The 24,162-nt window shown below is 62.5% G+C and carries 18 protein-coding genes and 1 pseudogene; 15 read left to right on the forward strand and 4 right to left on the reverse strand.

All coding sequences use genetic code 11. The features are described from left to right. Positions 1-44: 44 nt before the first annotated feature. From CHB97_RS16280 to CHB97_RS16295, 4 genes are read left to right on the forward strand one after another with little or no spacing between them, the layout of a single operon-like run. On the forward strand, positions 45-707 hold the full coding sequence (locus CHB97_RS16280) for a TetR/AcrR family transcriptional regulator (RefSeq protein ID WP_089289179.1): 663 nt from the start codon (positions 45-47) through the stop codon (positions 705-707). Further along, the gene (locus CHB97_RS16285; protein ID WP_089289055.1) at positions 704-2,209 is read left to right on the forward strand and encodes a long-chain fatty acid--CoA ligase; all 1,506 of its coding nucleotides are present in this window, start codon (positions 704-706) and stop codon (positions 2,207-2,209) included. The genes CHB97_RS16280 and CHB97_RS16285 overlap by 4 nt, the downstream gene beginning before the upstream one ends. Beyond that, a complete protein-coding gene (locus CHB97_RS16290) occupies positions 2,206-2,571 on the forward strand; it encodes a MaoC/PaaZ C-terminal domain-containing protein (protein WP_089289056.1) in 366 nt (121 codons plus the stop codon). The genes CHB97_RS16285 and CHB97_RS16290 overlap by 4 nt, the downstream gene beginning before the upstream one ends. After that, a complete protein-coding gene (locus CHB97_RS16295) occupies positions 2,565-2,933 on the forward strand; it encodes a phosphate acetyltransferase (protein WP_089289057.1) in 369 nt (122 codons plus the stop codon). Before CHB97_RS16290 ends, CHB97_RS16295 begins: the two co-directional genes overlap by 7 nt. Positions 2,934-2,939: 6 nt before the next feature. On the opposite strand, the gene CHB97_RS16300 is transcribed toward CHB97_RS16295, so the two are convergent. Together CHB97_RS16300 and CHB97_RS16305 are read right to left on the reverse strand one after the other, a co-directional pair. Then, the gene (locus CHB97_RS16300; protein ID WP_089289058.1) at positions 2,940-4,136 is read right to left on the reverse strand and encodes a CaiB/BaiF CoA-transferase family protein; all 1,197 of its coding nucleotides are present in this window, start codon (positions 4,134-4,136) and stop codon (positions 2,940-2,942) included. Between the two features lie 214 nt (positions 4,137-4,350). Further along, the gene (locus CHB97_RS16305; RefSeq protein ID WP_089289059.1) at positions 4,351-5,541 is read right to left on the reverse strand and encodes an acyl-CoA dehydrogenase; all 1,191 of its coding nucleotides are present in this window, start codon (positions 5,539-5,541) and stop codon (positions 4,351-4,353) included. Positions 5,542-5,722: 181 nt separating this feature from the next. On the opposite strand from CHB97_RS16305, the gene CHB97_RS16310 reads away from it, so the two are divergent. From CHB97_RS16310 to CHB97_RS16325, 4 genes are all read left to right on the forward strand, one after another. Continuing rightward, on the forward strand, positions 5,723-6,640 hold the full coding sequence (locus CHB97_RS16310) for a LysR family transcriptional regulator (RefSeq protein ID WP_089289060.1): 918 nt from the start codon (positions 5,723-5,725) through the stop codon (positions 6,638-6,640). 77 nt (positions 6,641-6,717) lie between these two features. After that, entirely contained in the window at positions 6,718-7,710 is a 993-nt protein-coding gene (locus tag CHB97_RS16315; protein ID WP_089289061.1) for an HlyD family secretion protein, read from the forward strand. Positions 7,711-7,746: 36 nt separating this feature from the next. Further along, positions 7,747-10,467, forward strand: a complete 2,721-nt coding sequence (gene rbbA, locus CHB97_RS16320; RefSeq protein WP_089289062.1) for a ribosome-associated ATPase/putative transporter RbbA — start codon at positions 7,747-7,749, stop codon at positions 10,465-10,467. Between the two features lie 10 nt (positions 10,468-10,477). Next, positions 10,478-11,602, forward strand: a complete 1,125-nt coding sequence (locus tag CHB97_RS16325) for an ABC transporter permease (protein ID WP_371333090.1) — start codon at positions 10,478-10,480, stop codon at positions 11,600-11,602. 98 nt (positions 11,603-11,700) lie between these two features. On the opposite strand, the gene CHB97_RS16330 is transcribed toward CHB97_RS16325, so the two are convergent. After that, positions 11,701-12,099, reverse strand: coding sequence for a hypothetical protein (locus tag CHB97_RS16330; RefSeq protein ID WP_089289064.1), 399 nt, complete (start codon positions 12,097-12,099; stop codon positions 11,701-11,703). A gap of 778 nt (positions 12,100-12,877) precedes the next feature. Here CHB97_RS16330 and CHB97_RS16335 point away from each other — a divergent pair. The 7 genes and pseudogenes from CHB97_RS16335 to CHB97_RS16365 all read left to right on the forward strand — a co-directional run bounded on the left by CHB97_RS16335 (position 12,878) and on the right by CHB97_RS16365 (position 22,793). Then, a complete protein-coding gene (locus tag CHB97_RS16335; protein WP_089289065.1) occupies positions 12,878-16,150 on the forward strand; it encodes a winged helix-turn-helix domain-containing protein in 3,273 nt (1,090 codons plus the stop codon). A 14-nt stretch (positions 16,151-16,164) separates the two neighbouring features. Beyond that, a complete protein-coding gene (locus tag CHB97_RS16340) occupies positions 16,165-16,620 on the forward strand; it encodes a hypothetical protein (RefSeq protein ID WP_089289066.1) in 456 nt (151 codons plus the stop codon). A 230-nt stretch (positions 16,621-16,850) separates the two neighbouring features. Beyond that, positions 16,851-17,138: a helix-turn-helix domain-containing protein gene (locus CHB97_RS16345; protein ID WP_143270964.1), complete on the forward strand. Its 288-nt coding sequence runs from the start codon at positions 16,851-16,853 to the stop codon at positions 17,136-17,138. A 63-nt stretch (positions 17,139-17,201) separates the two neighbouring features. Next, positions 17,202-17,851, forward strand: a pseudogene (locus tag CHB97_RS16350) (transposase); the annotation flags it as partial. Between the two features lie 319 nt (positions 17,852-18,170). Next, positions 18,171-19,511 (forward strand): dicarboxylate/amino acid:cation symporter, encoded by a 1,341-nt coding sequence (locus CHB97_RS16355; protein WP_371333085.1) that lies wholly within the window; start codon positions 18,171-18,173, stop codon positions 19,509-19,511. A gap of 47 nt (positions 19,512-19,558) precedes the next feature. Beyond that, positions 19,559-21,424, forward strand: a complete 1,866-nt coding sequence (locus tag CHB97_RS16360) for an ATP-binding protein (protein WP_143270966.1) — start codon at positions 19,559-19,561, stop codon at positions 21,422-21,424. After that, positions 21,417-22,793 (forward strand): sigma-54 dependent transcriptional regulator, encoded by a 1,377-nt coding sequence (locus CHB97_RS16365; RefSeq protein ID WP_089289069.1) that lies wholly within the window; start codon positions 21,417-21,419, stop codon positions 22,791-22,793. The genes CHB97_RS16360 and CHB97_RS16365 overlap by 8 nt, the downstream gene beginning before the upstream one ends. Before the next feature lie 1,125 nt (positions 22,794-23,918). Here CHB97_RS16365 and CHB97_RS16375 read toward each other — a convergent pair. Further along, positions 23,919-24,113, reverse strand: coding sequence for a hypothetical protein (locus CHB97_RS16375; RefSeq protein WP_244559570.1), 195 nt, complete (start codon positions 24,111-24,113; stop codon positions 23,919-23,921). Positions 24,114-24,162 lie beyond the last annotated feature (49 nt).

Genomic DNA, 24,162 nt, shown 5'->3' on the forward strand with positions numbered 1-24,162 from the left:
GAATGCGTCTTTCGCCGGATCGAAGGCGCTAGGGAGGGATGAAGATGACCGCGAAGGCGGCAAGTGTGGATGTGACGGACGGGCCGGCAGCGGATGCCGCCCTCTCCAAGGCCCCGCGCACGGAACGGGGCAAGCGCACCCTGCGCAAGCTGCTGGATGCGGCGGCGGCGGAATTTGGTGAACGCGGCTATCACGAAGCCTCGATCAGCGGCATCACCCAGCGGGCCGGGGCGGCGCTGGGCACCTTCTACACCTATTTCGACAGCAAGGAGCAGGTGTTCCGGGCGCTGGTGGATGATATGGGCCGGCTGACCCGCCAGCATATTGCCGAGCGGGTGACCGGCACCAGTGACCGGCTGACGGCGGAACGGCTGGGGCTGGAGGCCTTCATCGATTTTGTGCGCGGGCACAAGGATTTATATCGTATCGTCATGGAGGCGCAGTTCGTCGCCGAGGATGCCTATCGCAATTATTACCGGGTCTTCGCCGAAGCCTATCGCCGCAATCTGGTCCATGCCTCTGCCAAGGGGGAGATCAGCCCCGGCCATGAGGAGGAACGCGCCTGGGCCCTGATCGGGATGAGCGTGTTTCTGGGCCTGCGCTATGCGGTGTGGAGCGATGATCGGCCCGCGGCGGAGATTGCTGCCGCCGCTGCTGAGTTGATCACCTTTGGTTTGTCGCCGCATAAGGGGGAAGGGATGTCATGAGCCGGGAGATCGCCGACATCACCGCCAGGCGCGCCCTGCTGTCGCCGGACCATCTGGCGATGGAGGAACTGGTGGGCGGCCAGCGCGTCACCTATCGCGGGCTGGAGGATCGCGCCGCCCGTGCCGCCAGCCTGCTGGCGGCCGACGGGGTGCGGATGGGCGACCGGGTGGCTATTCTCTGCCGCAACCGGATCGAGTTTTTTGAAATCCTGTTCGCCTGTGCCAAGCTGGGGGCGATTCTGGTGCCGCTGAACTGGCGGATGCCGGCAGCCGAACTGCGCCCCCTGCTGGCCGATTGCGCGCCCTGCCTGCTGCTGCATGGGACGGAAGATATAGGCGTGGCGCGGGAGCTGTTTCAGCTCGGTCTGGTCACGCTTGACCTGGATACCGATTACGCTGAGCGGCGCAATATGGCCAGCCCGCATCCGGGCCGGGGCGGCTGGCCGGCGGATGATATCTGGTATCTGCTCTATACCTCCGGCACCACCGGCACGCCCAAGGCGGTGATCTACACCTATGCCATGGCGTTCGTGAATTACGTCAATATCAGCCAGCCCATCGGCCTGTCGGGCCGGGACCGCACGCTGAATTTCCTGCCCTTGTTCCATACTGCCGGCATCAACCTGCACACGCTGCCCACGCTGATGGCGGGCGGGCAGGTGCTGGTGCTGCCGGGCTTTGATGCCGATGTGATGATTGGCCTGTTGGCGGAAGGGCGGCTGGATCATTTCTTCGGCGTGCCCGCCGTTTATCTGCAGCTTTCCCAGCATCCCCGCTTTGATCAGGTGGATTTGTCGCGCGTGCGCCATTGGGGCTGTGGCGGCGCGCCTTTGCCCGATGTGCTGGTACGCCGTTACGCTGAACGCGGGGCCCGCGTCTGCAATGGTATGGGCATGACGGAGACGGGGCCGACCGCCTTTCTGGGCGATCCCGACCATGCGTTGGAAAAGATCGGCTCCGTCGGCAAGCCGCAGATCATGGTGGGGGTGCGCATTGTCGATCCGCTGGGCCGCGATGTGCCGCCGGGCCAGGCGGGGGAGCTGCTGTTCGGCGGGTTGGGGGTCACCCCCGGCTATTGGCGCCAGCCGGCGGCCAATCAGGCCGCCTTTACGGAGGATGGCTGGCTGCGCTCGGGCGATATCGCCCGCTGCGATGCGGATGGCTATTACTACATCGTCGGCCGGTTGAAGGAGATGTTCATCTCCGGCGGGGAGAATGTCTACCCGGCGGAGGTGGAGAATGTGCTGACCCAGCATGAGGCGGTGCTGGAAGCGGCCGTGATCGGTGTGCCCGACCCGCAATGGGGGGAGGTGGGCCGCGCCTTCGTGCGGCTGAAGCCGGGCCGGCCGGCGCTGAATCCTGAGGAACTGGCTCGGTTCTGCCGCGACCGGTTGGCCGCTTTCAAGGTGCCCAGACAGTTCCTGATGGTGTCGGAGTTCCCGCGCACCGCCGCCGGCAAGGTGCAGAAACATAAGCTGGACCGGCAGCAGGTGACCCCATGACCGCCCCCACCCTGGTGATCGACCGCACCCTGACCCAGGCGGATTTTGACCTGTTCGCCCGCCTGTCGGGTGATGACAACCCGATCCATGTCGATCCCGGCTTTTCCGCCCGTACCCGGTTCGGGCGCACGGTGGCGCATGGGCTGTTGCTCTGCACCATCCTGCGCGGGCTGGCGGGCCGGCTGCTGCCGGGGGCGGTGCTGCTGGGCCAGGATATCCGCTTTCCCGCCCCCACCTATGCAGGGGAGCCGATGCGCTTCAGCGCCACCCTGACCGGTCAGCAGATCGCGGTAACCGTCACCCGCCTCGCTGATGGCGTGGTCACCTGTGATGGGACGTTTGAGATGGCGACGACATGCTGAAGCTTGGCGACAGCGCCCACCTTACCCGCACCTTCACCGCTGCCGATATGGCGGATTATCTGGCGCTGGGCGGCGCCCCGATGCCGGAAGGCCAGGTGGCGGAACCGCTGGTGGGGGCCCTGTTCTCCTATCTGCTGGGGGTGAAGCTGCCGGGGCCGGGCACCAATTACCTGAAACAGCAGACGCAATTCCTGGCCCCCATCCCGCTGGGGCGGGCGCTTCTGGCCCGCGTCACCATCACCCGCCTGCGCCCGGATAAGCATCTGGTGGATCTGGAAACGGTCTGTGAACTGGATCGTCAGATGCTGGCCCAGGGCCGGGCGCTGGTCTATGTGGAAGATGTGGCCGACAAGGGCTGGTAAGGCCGACTACCCCACCACCCCCGCTGCCCGCAAGGCCGCCAGCCCCGCCGCATCCAGCCCCAGCAGGTCGGCCAGCACCTGATCGGTATCGGCCCCCAGTTCCGGCGGGGCCTTGCTTTCCACCACGGGGGAGGCGGAGAATTTCACCGGGCTGGCAACCCCCGGCACCGTGCAGGCTTTCTCATGCGGCATGGCGAGGGCCAGCCCGCGATGGCGGACCTGCGGATCGTCGAACAGGGCACCCAGCCCGTTGATCGGCCCCGCCGGCACGTCCGCCGCCTCGAGGGCTGCCAGCCACTCTGCCCCGTTGCGGCGGCGCAGCCGCTCGCTCAACAGGCTGGTCAGGGCAACCCGGTTGGCTACCCGCGCGCTGTTGCTGGCAAAGCGGTCATCGCTGGCCAGTTCCGGCAGTTCCAGCACCGTGCACAGGCGCTGGAACTGCCGGTCATTGCCGACGGCCAGATTGATATGCCCATTGGCCACCGGGAACGTGTCATAGGGCACGATGGAGGGGTGGCCATTGCCCAGCCGCCCCGGATCGCGCCCGCTGACCAGCCGGTTCAGCGCCTGATTGGCCATGGCGGCGACCATGCAGTCCAGCAGGGCCAGATCCAGATGCTGGCCTTCCCCCGTGCGTTCCCGATGGTGCAGGGCGGCCAGGATGGCGTTGCCGGCATAAAGCCCGGTGATGATATCGGCCAGCGCCACGCCGGCCTTATGCGGACCGCTGTCAGCGGGACCGGTCACGCTCATCAGCCCGCTCATCCCCTGAATCAGGAAATCATAGCCCAGGCGCTGGGCATAAGGCCCATCCTGGCCGAAGCCGGTGATGGAGCAATAGATCAGGCGGGGATTGACCTGCCGCAGGCTCTCATAATCCAGCCCATATTTGGCCAGCCCCCCGACCTTGTAATTTTCCACCAGCACATCGCAGCGGGCGGCCAGATCGCGGATCAACCGCTGGCCTTCCGGTCCGGTGAAATCGATAGAGACGGAGCGTTTATTGCGGTTGGCCGTCAGGAAATAGGCGGATGGCCCGTCGCCCTCCACATAGGGGGGGCCCCAGCGGCGGGTATCATCCCCCTCGCCAGGGCGTTCCACCTTGATGATCTCCGCCCCGAAATCACCCAGCATCTGGGTTGCCCAGGGCCCCGCCAAAATCCGGCTGAGGTCAAGGACGCGGATGCCCGCCAGTGCTGCCATCGACGAATGCTCCTGGATTACGGTGCCAAGCAGCTGACATCTCACATTACCGTCACCCATGCTGCGGCCGGGGTCCAGCATCGTAGAGCAAAGCGCCTGTGGCCCCTGGACCCCGGCCTTCGCCGGGGTGACGGTTGAGCGGGTGGTTGCCGGGCAGCAAAGGTGCTGAGCCGTGCAGCCACCATGTTGTGCGGTCTGTCAGGCCCTGCCGCCTTCAGAAAAACGCCTGCAGCCCGGTGATGGCGCGGCCCAGGATCAGGGCGTGGACATCATGGGTGCCTTCATAGGTGTTCACCGTTTCCAGGTTCACCATATGGCGCATCACCGGATATTCGTCGGAAATGCCGTTGCCGCCATGCATGTCGCGGGCGGCCCGCGCAATATCCAGCGCCTTGCCGCAATTGTTGCGCTTGACCAGGGAAATCATTTCCGGCGCCAGCTTGCCCGCCTCAAACAGCCGTCCCACCCGCAAGGAGGCCTGAAGCCCCAGGCTGATCTCCGTCAACATGTCGGCCAGTTTCTTCTGCACCAACTGGGTCTGGGCCAGCGGGCGGTTGAACTGTTTGCGCTCCAGCGTATAGAGCCGGGCGGCATGGAAACAGGCTTCTGCCGCCCCCATTGCCCCCCAGGAAATGCCATAGCGCGCCCGGTTCAGGCAGCCGAACGGCCCTTTCAGGCCGGAGACGTTGGGCAGCAAGGCCTCTTCCGTCACTTCCACCCCATCCATGACGATTTCCCCCGTCACCGAGGCGCGCAGCGACATTTTCCCTTCGATCTTGGGGGCCGAGAGGCCCTTCATGCCCTTTTCCAGCACGAAACCCCGAATGGCACCGCCATGCGCGTCGGACTTGGCCCAGACGACGAAGACATCGGCGATGGGGGAATTGGTGATCCACATCTTCGCGCCGGTCAGGCGATAACCGCCATCGATCTTTTCCGCCCGTGTGCGCATTCCGGCCGGGTCGGAACCGGCATCCGGTTCCGTCAGGCCGAAACAGCCGATCCATTCGCCTGAGGCCAGCTTGGGCAGATATTTGCGCCGCTGATCTTCGCTGCCATAGGCAAAGATCGGGTGCATCACCAGCGATGACTGCACACTCATCATGGAGCGATAGCCGCTATCCACCCGCTCCACCTCCCGCGCGACCAGCCCATAGGCGACATAGCCCAGGCCGGCCCCGCCATATTCGGCCGGGATGGTGACGCCCAGCAGGCCAAGATCGCCCATCTCCTTGAAAATGGCCGGGTCGGTATGTTCGCGTGCAAAGGCCTCCCGCACACGGGGGGCCAGCTTTTCCTGGGCATAGGCGCGGGCGCTGTCGCGGACCAGCCGTTCCGTCTCGTCCAACTGGTCATCCAGCAGAAAGGCGTCATCCCACTGAAAGCTGCCAAGATCGCCGGCCATCATCTGTCCTCTTGGTTGGAAGGGCGGTTGCTGTCTCTGGCTTACGCCTGCCCGGCCCGGCCGGCAAACCATGTTTTCTCACCAACTTGATGCCTAATCGGCATCAAGTTGGTGTCATGTTCAAAGCAAATGCGTGGTAGCTTGGCATGAACCCTCATCATCTTCTGGCTGATCCGCACCTATGTTTTCCCGCCGCCTGATCCCCAGCACCGCCGCCCTGATTGCCTTTGAAGCGGCGGCCCGGCTGGGCGGATTCCGGGCGGCGGCGCTGGAGCTGAACCAGACCCAGGGCGCAATCAGCCGGCAGGTGGCCCAACTGGAAGGGCAGTTGGGCGTGGTGCTGTTTGAACGGGTGCGCCAGCGGGTGGTGCTGACCCCGGCAGGGCGCTTCCTGGCCGAACAGGCGCGCGATACGTTGGCCCGCATCGCCCAGGCGGCGGCACAGACCATCGCCTTTGCCGGCGGGGGCGGTACGCTGGATCTGGCCATCCTGCCCACCTTTGGTGCCCGCTGGCTGATCCCGCGTATGGGCGGCTTCTTTGCCCGGCACCGGGATATCAGTGTCAATTTCTCCACCCGGGTGCGCCCCTTTAATTTGCGGGCGGAAGGGATCGATGCGGCGATCATGAGCGTTGATCCTGGTAGCACCGGTCTGATCTGCCATCGTTTCTTTGGGGAAGAGCTGGTGCCGGTGGCTGCCCCCGCCCTGGTGGCAAGGCTGGGGCTGCACCAGCCGGCCGATCTGGCCCGCGCCACCCTGTTGCAGCAGGAAACCAGGCCCACCGCCTGGGGCCATTGGTTTGCCGCCCAGGGGCTGGCGGCGGACCCGCATCAGCCGGTGCTGGTGTTCGAACAGTTCCTGCTGGTCATCCGCGCCGCCGTGGCCGGGCTGGGCTGCGCCCTGGTGCCCGGCATCCTGGTGGCTGATGAGCTGGCCGATGGCAGCCTCTGCCGCCTGCCTGGTGCTGCCGGCCAGGATGGCGGTGGTTATCACCTCGTCTATCCAGCGGAGAAGGAGCGCTATGCCCCGCTGGTGGCCTTCAGGGACTGGCTGCTGGCGGAAGCGGGCGAAAGTGGAAACACTTCGGTGACGGATTGATCTTCCGCAATGCGGCAGCGGGCAATGAGGTTTAGAGCCTTTCCAAGGTGAACGGAAAACCCCAGGGGGAATTCAGTATGCGTGCCGCACCATTGCTGATCATTGTCGCCGTGGCTGCCCTGGGGGCCGGTGGTTTTTTCTATTGGCAACAGAGCCGGGCGGGGCAGTTGCCGGCCGGGCTTGCCACCGCCAATGGTCGGATGGAGGTGGAGCGGGTTGATATCGCCACCAAATATGCCGGCAAACTGGTGGAAATCACTGTCCGTGAAGGCGATGCCGTGCCGCGCGGCGGGGTGGTGGCCAATCTGGATACCACCACCTTGAAGGCTGAACTGGCCGCGTCCCAGGCGGCCTTGCGCCGGGCGGAAACCGGGGTGACCCAGGCCGAAGCCATGGTGGCCATCCGGCAGGCGGAATATAAGCTTTCCGGCGTGGAACTGCGCCGGGTGCAGGAATTGCTGAAAACCTCCGCCACGCCCGCCTCAGAGGTGGATCGTCGCAAGTCCCAGCATGAGGTGAATTACGCCAATATCCAGGCGGCGGAGGCGACCGTGGCCGACGCCAAGGCCGCCGTGGAACAGGCCCGCGCCCAGGTGGCGCAGATCGACAGTACCATTGCCGATATGGTGCTGGCCGCGCCCATTGCCGGCCGCATTGAATATAAGCTGGCCCATCCGGGGGAGGTGCTGGCCGCCGGCGGGCGGGTGGCTACCCTGCTGGATCTCAGCGATGTTTACATGACCATCTTCCTGCCCACATCGCAGGCGGGCCGGGTGGCGCATGGGTCAGAGGCGCGGATCGTGCTGGATGCTGCCCCCACCTATGTCATCCCCGCCCGCGTTTCCTTCGTGGCCGCAGAGGCGCAGTTCACGCCCAAGACGGTGGAAACCAGCGACGAGCGGGAAAAGCTGATGTACCGGGTGAAGCTGTCGGTCGACCCGCAATTGCTGGAAACCTACCGGGATTATGTCCGCGCCGGGCTGACCGGCCAGGGCTATGTGCTGACGGAACTGGGGGCGAAATGGCCGGCGGATCTGGCGGTGAAACTGCCGCCCAAGCCGGCCCGCTGACCCGTTCCTTCCCGCTGCCGCCCTGGGGGTCAGCCCATGTCTGAAGCCGCCATCACATTGAGCGCCGTTTCCCACCATTATGGGGACAAGGTGGCCCTGGATGCCGTCAGTCTGGAGGTGCCGGCCGGCGCCACCGTGGCGGTGATCGGGCCGGATGGGGTGGGTAAATCCACCCTGCTGGGCCTGATTGCCGGGGTACGTGCGCTGCAAACGGGCCAAGTGCGGGTGCAGGGCGGTGATATGGCCGATGCCAAACACCGCGATCTTGTGGCCCCGCGTATCGCCTATATGCCCCAGGGTTTGGGCCGCAATCTCTATCCCACCCTGTCGGTGGCGGAGAATATCGATTTTTTCGGCCGGCTGTTCGGCCAGTCGGCGGCGGAACGGCGGCAGCGCATCGACCGGCTGCTGCGCGCCACCGGGCTGGACCCGTTTCCCGACCGGCCGGCGGGCAAGCTGTCCGGTGGCATGAAGCAGAAACTCTCGCTCTGCTGCTCCCTGATCCATGATCCCGACCTGCTGATTCTGGATGAGCCGACCACGGGCGTGGACCCGCTGTCACGCCGCCAGTTCTGGAGCCTGATCGACAATATCCGCGCCGAACGGCCGGGCATGACCGTCATCGTGGCGACGGCCTATATGGAGGAGGCGGCGCGCTTCCAGCATCTGGTGGTGGTGGATGAAGGGCGGGTGCTGGCGGCGGGGCCGATGCAGGCGGTGCTGCAACAGGCCGGCGCCGATAATCCCGAACAGGCCTTTGCCAATCTGGCCGCCGGGGGTGGGGCGGGGGCCGCCCTGGTGATGCCGCCGCGCGTGCTGCATGACGGGCCGGATGCCATTGTGGCGGATGGGCTGACAAGGCGGTTCGGCGCCTTCACGGCGGTCGATCATGTCAGTTTCCGCATCGCCAAGGGGGAGATTTTCGGCTTCCTCGGCTCCAACGGCTGCGGCAAGACCACCACGATGAAGATGCTGACCGGCCTGTTGCCGGCGACCGAGGGCACGGCCAGCCTGTTGGGCCGGCCCATCGGGGCGGCGGACATGCAAACGCGGCTGCGCGTCGGCTATATGTCGCAAAGCTTCTCACTTTATGAGGAATTGAGCGTCCGCGCCAACCTGCTGCTGCACGCCCGGCTTTACCGCATGGATGCGGCCGCCGTGCAGGCCCGCACGGATGAGGCGTTGCAGACCTTCGGGCTGGCAGAGGTGGCGGATGAATTGCCGGCTTCCCTGCCGCTGGGCATCCGGCAGCGGCTGCAACTGGCGGCCGCCTGTCTGCACAAGCCCGATGTGCTGATTCTGGATGAACCGACATCGGGCGTTGACCCGGCGGCGCGCGACCTGTTCTGGCGGCATCTGGCCGACCTGTCGCGCCGCGACGGGGTGACCATCTTCGTTTCCACCCATTTCATGAATGAGGCGGAACGCTGCGACCGCATCTCCCTGATGCATTCCGGCCGGGTACTGGCGGTGGGCACCCCGGTGGAGCTGCGCGACGCCAAGGGCGGGGCGACGCTGGAGGAGTCCTTCATCACCTTTCTGGAGGAAGCCTCCCCCAGCCAGCCGCCGCCGGCTGCGGAACCGGACTTGCCGGCCGAACCGGTGAAGAGTGGGGGCAAGGGGGAACTGGCGGCTTCCTTCGGGCGGATCTGGGCCTTTGCGCGCCGTGAAATGACGGAGGTTTTGCGTGACCGGATACGCCTTGCCTTCGCCCTGATCGGGCCACTGATCCTGTTGCTGACCTTTGGCTATGGCATCACCTTTGATGTCGAAAACCTACCATACGCTGTATTTGACCGTGACCAGTCACTGGAGAGCCGGCAGTTGGTGGAGAATCTCTCCGGCTCACGCTATTTCCAGGAAAGGGCACCGGTGCGCAGCGATCTGGAGATCGAACGACGGCTGCGCAGTGGGGAACTGCGGCTGGTGGTGGCGATCCCACCCTCCTTCGGGCGTGACCTGCTGACTGGCCATCAGCCGGAACTGGCGGTCTATCTGGATGGGGCCATGCCCTTCCGGGCGGAAACGGCGCGTGGCTATGTGCAGGGCATTGCCCAGCTCTATGCCCGGGAACTGCTGCGGCGTTCCACCCTTGCCACGGCAGAGGCCAGCGGGCCGATCATTCAGCCACGTTTCCGCTATAACCAGTCCTTCCGCAGCGCCAATGCTATTCTGCCGGGTGTCATCATGGTGGTGATGATCATGATCCCCGGCATGTTGACGGCCATCGGCGTGGTGCGGGAACGGGAGATCGGCTCCATCGCCAATCTCTACGCCTCCCCTGCCTCGGTGCCGGAATTTCTGTTGGGCAAGCAGATGCCCTATGTGGTGATCGGCTTTGTCAGCCTGTTGATCCTGGTGGCCACCACGGTATTGCTGTTCGGGGTGATGGTGAATGGCTCGCTGGCCGGGCTGCTGCTGGGCGGCGCGCTCTATATCATGGCGGCCACTGGGCTGGGGCTGCTGGTCTCCACCTTCGTGCGCACCCAGGTGGCCGCCATTCTGGTGACCGCCATCATCAGCGTGGTGCCGGCGATCAATTTCTCCGGTTTCCTTTACCCCGCCTCGACCCTGGAAGGGGGGGCCGCCCTGATCGGTCGGGCCTTCCCTTCCCTCTGGTTCCAGACCATCAGCCTGGGCGCCTTTGCCAAGGCGCGTGATTTCAGCGCGCTGCATCTGGAATTTGTCATGCTGGGCCTGTTCGCCCTGGGTTTCATGACGGCGGCATCGCTGCTGCTGCGCAAACAGGAGGCGTGAGATGGGCCATATCCAGCGCTGGTTCCTCACCGTCTATTATCTGGGCGTCAAGGAACTGTCTTCCGTGCTGGCCGACAAGGTGTTGCTGGCCTTCATCATCTATTGCTTTTCGGTCAGCGTTTATACGGTCGCCACCGGCGTGAAAACGGATGTGGCAGGCGCGCGGGTGGCGGTGGTGGATGCTGACGGCTCAGCCCTGTCCCGCCGCATCCGCGATGCCCTGCTGCCCCCACAATTCAAGACGCCGGAGCTGATCGACCGGTCGCAGGTGGATCGGGTCATGGATGAAGGCCGCTATGCCTTCGTGCTGGACCTGCCGCCCCGGCTGGAAGCCGATCTGCGGGAAGGCCACCAGCCGACCATCCAGTTAAACATCGATGCCACGGCCATGACCATGGCCGGGCTGGGCAGTGCCTATATCCAGACCATCATCAATCAGGAGGTGGCGGAGGCGCTGTCGCCGGATGCACCCAACCGGGCCCCGGTTTCCGTGGTGACCCGCACTTATTTCAATCCCAATCTGGAGGGCATGTGGTTCCAGGCGGTGATGGCAGTGATCCAGTATATTACCATCATGTCCATCCTGCTGGTCGGGGCCGCCGTGATCCGGGAGCGGGAGCATGGCACCATCGAACATCTGCTAGTCATGCCGCTGGGGGCCTCTGAAATCGCGGCTGCCAAGATCTGGGCCAATGGTCTGGTGATTCTGGTGGCCACCGGCCTGTCATTGCAATTCGTGGTGCGGCTCTGGCTGGGCGTGCCGATCGAAGGTTCCATCCCGCTGTTTCTGGCCTGTGTGGCGCTTTACCTGTTCGCCACCATGTCGCTGGGCATCCTGCTGGCCACGGTCACCCGCTCCATGCCGCAGTTTTCCCTGGTCGGCATCCCGGTTTTCCTGGTGCTGAACATGCTGTCGGGCGCCACCTCGCCGCTGGAAAGTATGCCGACGGTGCTGCAATGGCTGGTGCAGGTCTCGCCCACCATGCATTTCGTGCAGCTGGCCCAAGCCATCCTTTACCGCGGGGCCGGGCTGGCCATCATCTGGCCGCAACTGCTGGTCCTGGCAGGGTTGGGGGCGGGTTTTCTGGCAGTCGCCCTGCCACAATTCCGCGCCATGCTGGCCCGCAGCCAATGAAACAGAGCCAATGAAACCCCGATAATGAAAAGCCCGGCGACGGGGATGGCAGTCCCTGTCACCGGGCTTTTCAACCGGACAAACTCACCATTGCGGACTCATCCCAGCGGGCTGACGCCTGCCGATTCGATCCAGATACCATGATAACCCGGAATGGTGCTGATGGACAGCGCATTACGCCCTGTGCTCAGCACAGAGGCCGGAATGGTGAAGGTCCGGGAGATGAAACGGTCAACCACCGTATAATGCCGGCTGATAACGTGACCGGTTACGATAATTTCGAAAGCGGACGGGCCGGGGTCGGCGGCCCGCATCGACAGGGTCAGACCGATGTCGCACGGGCGTTCCAGATTGAAGGAGAAGAAAGCCATCGCGCCATCCTCCTCCTTGCTCCTGCTGCCATCGATCACCCAGCAATCGCGCCCATCAAGCTGATCCTTCTCAGCCGTCGTCCATAAATCATCCAGGCGGGGTGCCTGCGGGGTGATGCAGCGCATGGGGGCCGCCATGGGCGGCAGAGGGAGCGGACGCTGTGGCTGCGTGACAGGGTGTGCAATGGCCTGCTGTGCCGCGCTGATGGCCGCTGAATGTGATCGGTCACGGCGAGCAGGGCGTTCACCCCGCGGAAAATAGGTTCCACCATGGAGGGCGCCAAGGCGACCGAAGGCGAGTGCCTCGTTCATCTTCATGAGCGACGGAATGTGGAAATCCATGTCACGACCCTCTTCCGGGATGCGGCCAATTGCTTGGGCGTTCGATCCAATCAGCGGCCTGCCCTGGGTCACCCAACCCGGCAGGTTCGCTATGGACACAAAGCCTAGACCAGCTTTCCGAAATCGGGTGCTTCTGAAAATCTTCCGACACCTAACCAATTGTTTATAATGAAAAATATCGGAAACGGCAGAGGCGATTTTCCGATACCGGAAGCGGCCTTTCTCCTCCCGGAAGCGAAGGGGAAGTGAGCACACCCGAGGTGGGGAAGTTCGCTGGAAGGATTATGAATGCACGCATATGTGGTATCAATTTCAACATACATAATCTAAGGTCGATTTGATCGGGTTAATCAGATTGGACTATGACCTTCGACTTCCCTATCATTCCAGCTGGCAAGGGGTACCGACCGGCTTCCCCGGAAACCACAGGGAAAGCGGGAAAGCGGTCGGAGGGGCTGCCCGTGTCATGATTCCATTCTGGCGATGGCGGATCTGCGGGGATGCAGGTGGGTGACCGCAGCAGAATGGGGCTGGCACAGGCAAATTGGTCGGTGGGGCGATATTGCGGATAAGATTTTTCCATTTCGGCGAATGGCAGGTCGATGCCAGCAGCTGCACCTTGACCCATCACCAGCGCCAGCAGCCGGTGAAGGTGGAGCCGCGTGCCATGGATGTGCTGGTGGCGCTGTGCAGCCGACCGGGGGAAATTTTCAGCGCGGAAGACCTGCTGCGTTCCTGCTGGGATGGGCTGGCGGTCGGTGACAACCAGGTGCATAAGGCCATCGCCCAGCTGCGGAAGCTGCTGGGCGATGATCCGGGGCAGGTTCGTTATATAGAGAACATACGTAAGCGTGGTTACAGGACCGTCGCACCTGTCACTATTGCTTCTGATCTTGCCGCAACGGGATCTCCTGGCGACTGGTCCGAAGAATCCCCCTTTGTGGGTCTGGAAGCGTTTGATGAATCGCGCTCGGCCGTATTTTTTGGCCGGGATACGGCCATCGCCGCCCTGCGGGACACAATCTTGCGTCAGGCGGCGATGCCGGACGGGGGCCCGGTGCTGGTGCTGGGGGCCAGTGGCAGCGGCAAGACCTCGCTGATCCGGGCTGGCCTGCTGCCGGCCCTGCGGCGCCCGGATCAGCCATTCCGCCTGCTGGACAGCAGCATGTTGGACATGGGCGATATCAGCGACATGTCCCTGCTGATGGCGGTCGGCGGCGCCCTGCTGGACCTGGAGGTGGCGGGGGAACCGCTGCTGAATGGGCATAGTGCGGAGACAATTGCTGCAGCCTTGGCCGATGATCAGCCGGTTGCGGTGGATGCCCTGTTCGCGGCAATGCCACCCGACACCCGCGTCTTGCTGTTTGTTGATCGGCTGGAAGCGATTTTCAACAATCCGGCGGTGGAAGAGGGGCAGCGGCGTGGCTTTCTGACCGGGTTGGATCGTCTGGCCCGCACCGGTGCCGTGCTGGTGCTGGCCGCCTGCCGGAATGATTTCTACCCCGACGTGGCGCGCGAACCGGTGCTGATGGCGGCCAAGGCGGCCGGTGCCCATTTCGATCTGGCGCCGCCCAGCCGGGCAGAGATCATGCAGATGATCCGGATGCCCGCCCTGGCCGCCGGGCTCAGCTTTGGGATGGATGAGGAAAGCAAGGCGCAGCTGGATGATATTCTGTGCGACGGCACGGCGGATAATCCCGATGCGCTGCCCCTGCTGCAATATACATTGCATGAGCTGTATCTGCAGCGCAGCACCAGCCGCGAGCTGACGGTCGCGGCCTATCGCGCCTTGGGCGGGATCGGTGGCGCTATCGGCAAAAGGGCGGAGGCCACCCTGAACGAGTTGCCGGAGGCATCGCGCCTCTGTCTGCCGCAGGTTCTGTCCCTGATCGTCACCATGGGGGGCAGTGGTGTTACCGATGGTGCAGCGCGCAGCCGGCGTATGCCCTGGTCCTCCCTGGGCAGCGAGATGGAGCGCATTTTGGTGCGCACCTTCGTGCAGCAGCGCCTGTTCGTCAGTCTGGTTTATGATGGGGTTCCGGTCTTCGGGGTGGCACATGAAGCCATGCTACGCCAATGGCCGCGTGTGACGGGCTGGATTGCTCAGCATCGTCAGGCTTTGAATGCCCGCAGCCGGCTGGAGGAATCGGCCCGGCGCTGGACGGAGGAGGGGCGGCGCGTCGATCTGCTGCTGCCGCGTGGCAAGCAGCTGGAAGAGGCGCGGGAACTGACCCGGCAGGTGCAGATCCCGCTCAGCGGCGATGTCCGTGCCTTCATCACCGCTTCCGCGCGGCGGGAGCGCCAGGCCGATCAACGCCGTTTCGTGATTTCCCTGGGGTTCGGGCTGGTGGCGCTGGTGGCCCTGTTGCTGGGCTTGCGCGCCAATCAGGCCGAGGACATGGCCGAGCATCGCCGCCGTCAGGCCGAAGACCTGATGAATTTCATGGTGGGCGACTTCGCCGAGAAACTGCGCCCGCTGGGCCGGCTGGACCTGTTGTCGGACATTGGCGGCAAGGCGCTCAGCTATTTTGGCAACAGTAATATCAATGATTTGTCGCCCGAGGCGCGGATGCAGCAGGCCCGCGCCCTGCAAACCATTGCCGAGGTGGCGCGGGCCCGGGCCGACCCGGATGCGGCCCGCAGCGCCCTGTTGCTGGCTAAGAAACTGCTGGATGCCAATCTGGCCCAGGGGATTGAGTCACTGGACCTGCTGAAGGATTTGGGGGCGGACGCCTTTTGGCTGGGGCAAATCGCACTGGATGCCAATAAATTTGACGAGGCCGAAGAGTATTTCAAGCAATACGAGTTTCATACAGAGCGGATGAACCAGTTGAGTCCGGAGGATGTTGATGCGTGGATTGAGCTTTCCTACGCGAGAAACAGCCTTGGATCAGTTTACCGCGGGCAGGGTAATAGTGAGAAGGCGGGCGAATATTTTCGAAGTTCGTTGGAGCTGAAGCGTCGTGCTTTGGAGCGACGCCCGGATGACCGGGGGCTCCGGGCTGAACTGGCAGACACTCTCTCCTGGCTGGGTACTGTTCGTGAACAGGAAGGAGAACTTCAGCAAGCTCTTGGCCTGTATGAGCAGGAGCAGGTTGAACTGCGCGCGCTGCGGGCTGCCGCCCCGTCGGAGTTCCGCTGGACCTACGATCACGTCACGGCCCTGCATCGCTATGCGCGTTTGCTGGATGCAATGGGGCGTGGTGATGAAGCGGATGCTGCCGTGACGGAAGGGCAACAACTGGCCCAGTCGCTGGTTTTGCACGACCCGAGCAACCGTATTTGGCAACATGCATTGCTGAGAATCAACTGGGTTGCCGCTGGCATATGGGTGGAACGTCGTCCAATGCCGATGGTGTTGGCGCTGCAGAAGGAAACTGCTGACAAGCTGGCTGTGTTGACGCGGGAGAACCCAACCAACGCTGTGTGGCGACAGGTGGAAACTGCTAATGCCATCTTCTTGGGGGAAACGCTGCTGCGGATGGGGCAGGTGTCGGAGGCGCGTCAGCATCTGAAGCAGATTCTGGAGTCTGCTGATAGCCGTATGGGTAAGGATGTGGTCTTCGCGCAGCATCTGACATTGGGGTTGCTGTTCCTTTCAGAAGCGGAAAAACGCCTTGGCCATCAGGAGGAAGCCCAAAAATATTGCCGCCAGGTGGTAAATTTGTTGCAGCCAATAATTGCAGTTGACGGAAAAAGATTCTCGGTACAAGATTCTTGGGTCAGAGCCCATATTTGCTTGGGGGAAACTGACAAGGTTTCCGAATCCGTAAAGTGGCTTGCCAAGATCGGCTACAAACGCCCCAGCTATGTGCGCTTCATATCCAAGGGTTGAGAAAGGATTTATCGATGATTGCGGTTACCAATCAGGCAACGGTGCGGGTTGACATACAGCCCTCTGATGAAGGTTATCAATGGTCCTACAGCAAGTGGAACGAAGAAACCTGGCCGGAAAATGCGAAGCTGGGGCCGCACGGGTCGGTTACAGTTCCGGCCAATGATGGGCCGTGGGAAGTAATTTATAAGATAGACTCCAGCGACTATCAGCTTTTCAGCGCCCTGATCAATACGAATCCGGCTGCTGCGACCCGTTTATCTGACTTCGATCAGATTTTGGGCTTGCAATTTGATGCCGGTAACATTGATGGCAGCAGCACCATCAGCACAGCGTCAATTTTCTTTGCAAATACTTTGCCGGTGACGAATCCGCATCCGGTCGGTATTTCTTTTGAATTGTGGGCGCGTTTGACCCAGACCCGGCAGGTCATCACCAGCTCTGACCCTCAGGTGAAGAACGAGATGTAATACCAATCCGCCGAGGGTTTGACCCTTGGCGGATTGTGGGCCGGCGACTGCCGGCTCAGCACCTCGTGACGCGTAAGCCAAGGGCGCGGATGCGCCCGCCCGGCGCCTGAGGGAACACAAAATCTCCCTTGACCGGTCACGATCAAGGGAGATTGGTCTGATATACCCTGAATCCGGGAGAATTCCTGAGAGGGGTTTACATGTTTTGAGATTTCTGATTCGCTATGTTTATGAGCGAATTGGTTCTGAGCCAGGCGGATCGGGTTTATTTTCGGGCGATGATGCGGCGTCAAATCAACAGCGCCATTCATCGCTGGATGAACACGTTGCTGCTACTTGACGCTGGTTGGTCAGTGTCGCAGGTAGCGACGGCGCTGTTTCTGGATGAAGGAACAGTGCGGGCGCATCGCAGCCTTTACCATAAGGAAGGCCGAGAAGGGATTGAGCGTCTAGAGTATGCAGGCTGCCAACCCCTTCTGAGCTCTGAGGAGCTTCCTATACTGACAGCCCATGTGTGACCTGCTCCCTGAAAATGTGCCCGGTGTAAAGTAGAGTCCTTCCCATGCGAGGAGGGCCATTTGATGAAGAAGAGCCGTTTCAGCGAGGAACAGATCATCGGGATCCTGAGGGAGCAGGATGCTGGGCATAAGACGGCGGACATCTGCCGGCGGCACGGGATATCGGAGGCGACATTTTACGCCTGGAAATCGAAATATGGTGGGCTGGAGGTGTCGGAGGCCAAGCGCCTGAAGAGCCTGGAGGAAGAGAACAGCCGGCTGAAGAAGCTGCTAGCCGAGGCGATGTTGGACAACGCGATGCTGCGCGAGGTGGCGGGAAAAAAGTGGTAAGGCCCGCCGCCAGCCGCCGGACGGTTGCCCATCTGCGGGCAACGTTCGGTGTCAGTGAGCGGCGGGCTTGTTCTGTCCTGAAAGTGCATCGCCGGACGATCCGCTACCGGTCGCGGCGCCCCGATGACGGTGCCTTGCGGCGAAGGCTGCGGGAACTGGCATCGGCGCGACGGCGTTTTGGCTGCCGGCGTCTGGGATGTCTGCTGGCCCGGGAGGGGATGGCGGTGAACCATAAGAAGCTGCAGCGGATTTACCGGGAGGAAGGGCTGGCGGTGCGCCGGCGACGGGGCCGTAAACGCGCACTGGGCACACGGGCGCCGATGAATGTGCCTCAGGGGCTCAACCAGCGCTGGAGCCTGGATTTCGTATCGGATGCGTTCAGCGCATGCCCCCGGTCCTGAACGCCCCTCAACCCCAATACCAAACCAGAGGCCTCTACTTATAAACGGTGACAATTAGGGGAGCAGGTCACCCCTCTGGGAAGGGGTGTCTGGTTTTCCGGACGCGCCGCTGTAAAAGTCCGGAAAAGCAGAATTTGTTGCAACGCCGCATATTTTTTCCGCATTTGCGAAATTGTTTTGTTTCAAACGATTATCGGGATGACCTCCCAAACCTGCCGGTTGGCACGCCACGTGCCTATAGGGATACCCAAGCCACCCTGTTCTGTCCGCGGGTGGTCATGGTTCGAACGGGAGGCAAAGAATGGCCCAGGAAATGACCGGTGGTGCCGTGGCGGCACCAAAGCCCAAGAAGTTTTATCAGAGCCTCTATGTCCAGGTGCTGACGGCGATTGCCATCGGTATCGCGCTTGGGCATTTCTATCCCGAGCTTGGTACCGCCATGAAGCCGCTGGGCGATGCCTTCATCAAGATGATCAAGATGCTGATCGCGCCGATCATCTTCTTCACCGTCGTCCACGGCATTGCCGGGATGGAGGATATGAAGAAGGTGGGCCGTGTGGGCCTGAAGGCGCTGATCTATTTCGAGGTGCTGACCACCCTGGCGCTGGTCATCGGTCTGCTGGTTGTCAATCTGTGGCAGCCGGGCGCCGGCATGAATGTCGATATCGCCACCCTGGATACCAAGGCGATTGCCACCTATACGGCCAAGGCCAAGGAACAGGGCACGATCGAATTCCTGATGCATGTCATCCCCTCCACGGTGGTGGGTGCCTTCGCGGAAGGTGAGATCCTGCAGGTGCTGTTCATCGCCATCCTGTTCGCCTTCGGCCTGCATTCCATGGGTGAGCGCGGCCGCCCGCTGCTGCACATGATCGACAGCGCCTCGACCGTCTTCTTCAAGATCGTCGGCATCATCATGAAGGTGGCCCCCATCGGTGCCTTCGGTGCCATGGCCTTTACCATCGGCAAGTATGGCGTGGGTACGCTGGTGTCGCTGGGTCAGTTGATGGCCGCCTTCTATCTCACCTGCCTGCTGTTCATCTTCCTGGTGCTGGGCGCGGTTGCCCGCGCCACCGGCTTCTCCGTCTGGCGCTTCATCAAGTACATCAAGGAAGAGCTGCTGATCGTGCTCGGCACCTCCTCCTCTGAAAGCGCGCTGCCGCGTCTGATGACCAAATTGCAGAAGCTGGGGGCGGAAAAGTCTGTCGTCGGTCTGGTGGTGCCCACCGGTTATTCCTTCAATCTGGATGGCACCTGCATCTATCTGACCATGGCCGCCATCTTCCTGGCCCAGGCCACCAACACCGACCTGACCATCTGGCAGGAACTGTCGATCCTGGCCGTGCTGCTGCTCACCTCCAAGGGGGCGGCGGGGGTCACCGGGTCCGGCTTCATCGTGCTGGCGGCCACGCTGGCCACGGTGGGCCATATCCCGGTTGCCTCCATCGCGCTGATCCTGGGCGTTGACCGCTTCATGTCCGAAGCCCGCGCCTTGACCAACCTGATCGGCAATGGCGTCGCCACCCTGGTGGTTGCCAAGTGGGAAGGCGCGCTGGATCAGGACAAGCTGACCCGGGAGCTGGCCAACCCGTCCCCGGATGTGGAAGCCGCACCGGCCACCCGTTTGGCCCCGGCTGAATAAGCCCCAGGGTCTCCCGGCCAGGGCCGGCGGTGCGGAACAGCGATGGGGTGCTAAGCGAGACCACCCCATCGCCTGTTCCGTACCGCCGGCCCTTTGTTTATGGTGGTAAAGATCGCCCAACCCAAGCGAGGCCCATCCTGAAACCGCATTGGCGCCGTGCCCTGTTCTGGTTGATCCCCGCCCTGATCGCGGTGCTGGCCGCCGGCGGGGCGGGGTGGCTGGCGGAGCGGCTGGCCATTGCCCAGCTGCTGGAACAGGCAGGCCCCCGCCGTGACATCTATGTCGAAGGCTTGCGCAGCGAACTGGGGCGGTACGAGACCCTGCCGTCGGTCATGACCTATTCCACCACCCTGCGGCAGATGCTGTCCGCCCCCGGCAATGAACCGCTGAGCCAGCGGGCCAGCACCTATCTGGAACAGGTGGCTACCGTGTCGGGGGCCGCCGCCATCTATGCCATTGATACCGAGGGCACGACGCGGGCCGCCAGCAACTGGCAGGGGCCGGCCAGCTTTGTCGGCATGAATTTCTCCTACCGGCCTTATTTCCGCGATGCCATGGCCAAGGGCTATGGCCGCTTCTATGGCATTGGCACCACCAGCGGGGAGGCGGGATATTACTTTGCCCGCTCCATCCCCGGCCCCGATGGCGTGCTGGGGGTGGTGGTGGTGAAGGTGACGCTGACCGGCATGGAACGCACCTGGGGGCAGGCGGCCGACCGGGTGCTGGTAAAGGATGGGCATGGCGTGACCATCCTGTCCTCCGTGCCGGGCTGGACCTTCCGCACCCTGGAACCGCTGTCCGATGGTTTGCGCGAGCGGCTGGCCGCCACCCGCCAATATGACCGGGTGGAGCTGCAGGGGCTGGCGGTGCAGCAGCTGGCCGATCTGGGTGCCGGGGCCTCTGTCCTGCGCATTGGCGGGCCGGGGGCCAAGCCGCTGCTGGCCACGGCCCGCAATGTACCTGGCACCGATTGGCAATTGCTGCTGCTGACCGACATGGCGCCGGTGGCCAATGCCCAACGCATCGCCTGGGCGGCGGGGGCGGCGGCGGTGCTGTTGCTGACCCTGGTGGCCATGCTGGTGCGCCAGCGCCGCCGCACGCGCGCGGCCGAACGCGCCACCCGTGCGGCCCTGGAACGTTCTGCCCAGGCCTTGGAACGGGAGGTGGCGGCCCGCACGGCGGAGCTGGTGGCGGCGAACGATGATCTGCGCCGCGCCCAGGATGGGTTGGTCCAGGCGGCCAAGCTGGCAGCCTTGGGCCAGTTGGCCGCCGGCATCACGCATGAGCTGAACCAGCCGCTGGCGGCCCTGCGCACCCTGTCGGACAATGCCGCCGCCTTCCTGGCGCGCGGCAAGGTGGACCGGGTGACGGAAAATCTGACCATGATCGGCCAGCTGACCGAACGCATGGCCCGCATCACCGGCCAGTTGCGCGGCTTTGCCCGCAAGTCGGAAAACCGGCCGGAACCGGTGCGGCTGGCCGTGGCCGCCGGTAATAGTCTGGCTTTGCTGACGGAAAAAAGCCGGCGGCTGGATGCGAATGTTGAAACCGCCATCGACCCCGACCTGTGGGTGCGGTTTGATCCCATCCGGCTGGAACAGGTGCTGGTCAATCTGTTGGGCAATGCCCTGGATGCCGTGGCCGGTGGACCGGTGCGGGAAGTGCGGCTGGAGGCGGTGCGCGAAGGCCCGCGCGCCCTGGTGCGGGTGCTGGATAGCGGGTCCGGCATTGCCCCGGAAAGCCTGCCCCACCTGTTCGAACCCTTCTTCACCACCAAGCCGCCGGGCCAGGGGCTTGGATTGGGGCTGGTGATTTCTGCCGGGATGGTGCAGGACCATGGGGGAAGCATTCACGCCGCCAACCGCCCGGAAGGAGGGGCAATGTTCACCATCGACCTGCCCGCCCATGGCTGAGAGACCCCCGCGCATCCTGCTGGTGGAGGATGAGGACGCCGTGCGCCTGGGCATTGAACAGGCGCTGGAACTGGCGGACCTGCCCGTCACCGCCTTTGCCGCCGCTGAACCGGCGCTGGCGGCGCTGAAGGCCGGGCCCGCCGACCTGCTGATCACCGATGTGCGCCTGCCCGGCATGGACGGGATGGACCTGCTGCGCGCCGCCCAGGGGCTGGACCCCGATCTGCCCGTGGTGCTGATGACCGGGCATGGCGATATCAGCATGGCCGTGGGGGCCATGCGCGACGGGGCCTATGATTTCATTGAAAAGCCCTTTGCCTCTGAACGGTTGACCACCACCGTTCACCGCGCCCTGGAACGAAGCCGCCTGTCGGCGGAGGTTCGGCGGCTGCGCGCGGCCCTGGATGGTGACCATGGCATTGACAGCCTGATCCTGGGCCGGTCACCCGCCATGCAGGCGCTGAAACGCACCATTTTGCAGGTGGCCGATACCGGGGCCGATGTGCTGGTGCTGGGGGAGACGGGCAGCGGCAAGGAAATGGTGGCCCGCGCCCTGCACCAGTTTTCCAGCCGCGCCAACCGGCCCTTTGTGGCGCTGAACTGCGGGGCCATCCCGGAAAGCATGTTTGAAAGTGAGCTGTTCGGGCACGAGGCCGGGGCCTTCACCGGGGCCGGCAAGCTGCGCATCGGCAAGCTGGAATATGCCGATGGCGGCACCGTCTTCCTGGACGAGATTGAGAGTATGCCGCTGGCCCTGCAGGTGAAACTGCTGCGGGTGTTGCAGGATCGCAAGGTGGAGCGGTTGGGGGCCAACAAGGCGATCCCGCTGGATTTGCGCTTTGTCGCCGCCACCAAGGCCGATCTGGGGGAATTGTCGCGCGCCGGCAAGTTCCGGGAGGATTTATATTACCGCCTGAACGTGGTGCCCCTGACCATCCCGCCCTTGCGCGACCGGCCGGAGGATATCGGCCTGCTGCTGGACCATTTCATGGGCCAGACGGCGGGCCGCCTGGGCCGCGTGCCGCCCTTTGTGTCGGAGGCCGAACGACAGGCCCTGTTCGCCCATGGCTGGCCGGGCAATGTGCGCGAACTGGGTAACCTGGCCGAACGCGCGGTGATCGGCCTGCCCCTGCTGCCCGCCGGGCTGAGCGGTGGGGCAGGGGCACCCCCGGCCACGGCCCCCGCTGGCACCCCCGGTTCAGCCAGTCTGGCCGATCTGGTGGACGGCTTCGAACGCCGCCTGATCGCGGACTCTATGCGCCGCCACAAGGGCGATGTGGCGGCGGTGAGTGCCGAGTTGCAGGTGCCGCGGAAGACGCTGTACGATAAGCTGAAACGGTTCGGGTTGGAGATTGAGACGTTTCGGTGAGGGGGAATTTAAGAGTCCGTCTGAAAAGTTTTCGTTCTTTCTCAACATGTTAATGTTTTAATCCCGTCACCCCGGCGAAGGCCGGGGTCCAGTTCGTAGAGCAAAGCGCCTGTGATTCTGGACCCCGGCCTTCGCCGGGGTGACGGTAGCGTTTAAAGATAAGACGTGTAAGACGTTGAAATAACGTGAAACTTTCCGGACGGACACTAAGAATAATGCTATTTCAGGTATTTTAAATAACTAAAAACAGTATATTTTATATTTCTTCTTCATTAGTCTGCACGCATATTTCTTTTCCCCCCATTTGCAAGCAAAAGCATCTGAGATTTCAAACCAAGTTCCATCGTTTCCGGTGCCGTGATTTTGCCCCATACAAGAGCACTGACACTCGTGGCCTTCTGCATGTAAGCACGCCGAAGCGCATTTTTCTTTTTCTCTATATGGTTGTATTATATACAACTGACCATAGTCCTCTAGGGATCTATCGACAAAATCATTAAACCAAGATTTTGGTATCTCCCAGTAATTTTCCGATCTTATCCATATCGGAGACGATTTTCGTCCGTTTTTCAGCCATTTGTAATTTAATTCGCTATGCGGGATGCGAACCCTTAACAGTTCCCATGGTCCAGTTCTTCTTAGGGCAACTGGTATCTTTCCTTGATTCCATATTTTTCGTAATTTATCATATTCCATTCGATGTATCCTTTTATTTTTTGGCCTCTTGCTGCTCTGTTTTTTTATTTCTATTTTTATATGAAAAATATTAATATCTGATTCTATTATGAATGAACCAGATTTATTACAGCACCTTTGACTAACGCGGGTTATAGCCCTTTGATTGTTGCGTTCATAAATAAAGTGAAAAATATATTTCCGTCCCTTTCCATTCAAGGGTATATACTGAAAATCTATAAATACGAAATTATGATATCCTGGATATAAATTTATTTAAAGCAGCAATTGCGTCCTATCTGATGGTTGTTTTTCTCTCGACCTGCCTCGTTTTTAGGTCCCCGCCTTCTGGGTTTCCTAAACCAAAGTCTCCTCCGCAATCCTCGGATTACGATCCAGCAACGCCAGCAAAACCCGTGCCGCGCCTTCTGGGGAACGACGACCCTTCTCTCAATCCCGCAGTGTTGCAGACGAAACTCCGATGCGGTCGGGGGCAGTATCCTGAGACAGTCCTTTTTGGCGACGCACGGCGGCAACATCCACCGTTTCGGGGACATGCACCACCAGCCCCGGCACATCCTCCCCCTTGGCATGGGCAAGGGCTTCCTGAAGCCCTTGGAGAATACGGTCAGCACTGCTGCTCATTTTCTGTTCCTCTCCCGCCAAAGTCCGGCAATCAGCGTTGTCCGCGCCT

This window comes from Azospirillum sp. RU38E (assembly GCF_900188385.1).
Classification (GTDB): Bacteria; Pseudomonadota; Alphaproteobacteria; order Azospirillales; family Azospirillaceae; genus Niveispirillum.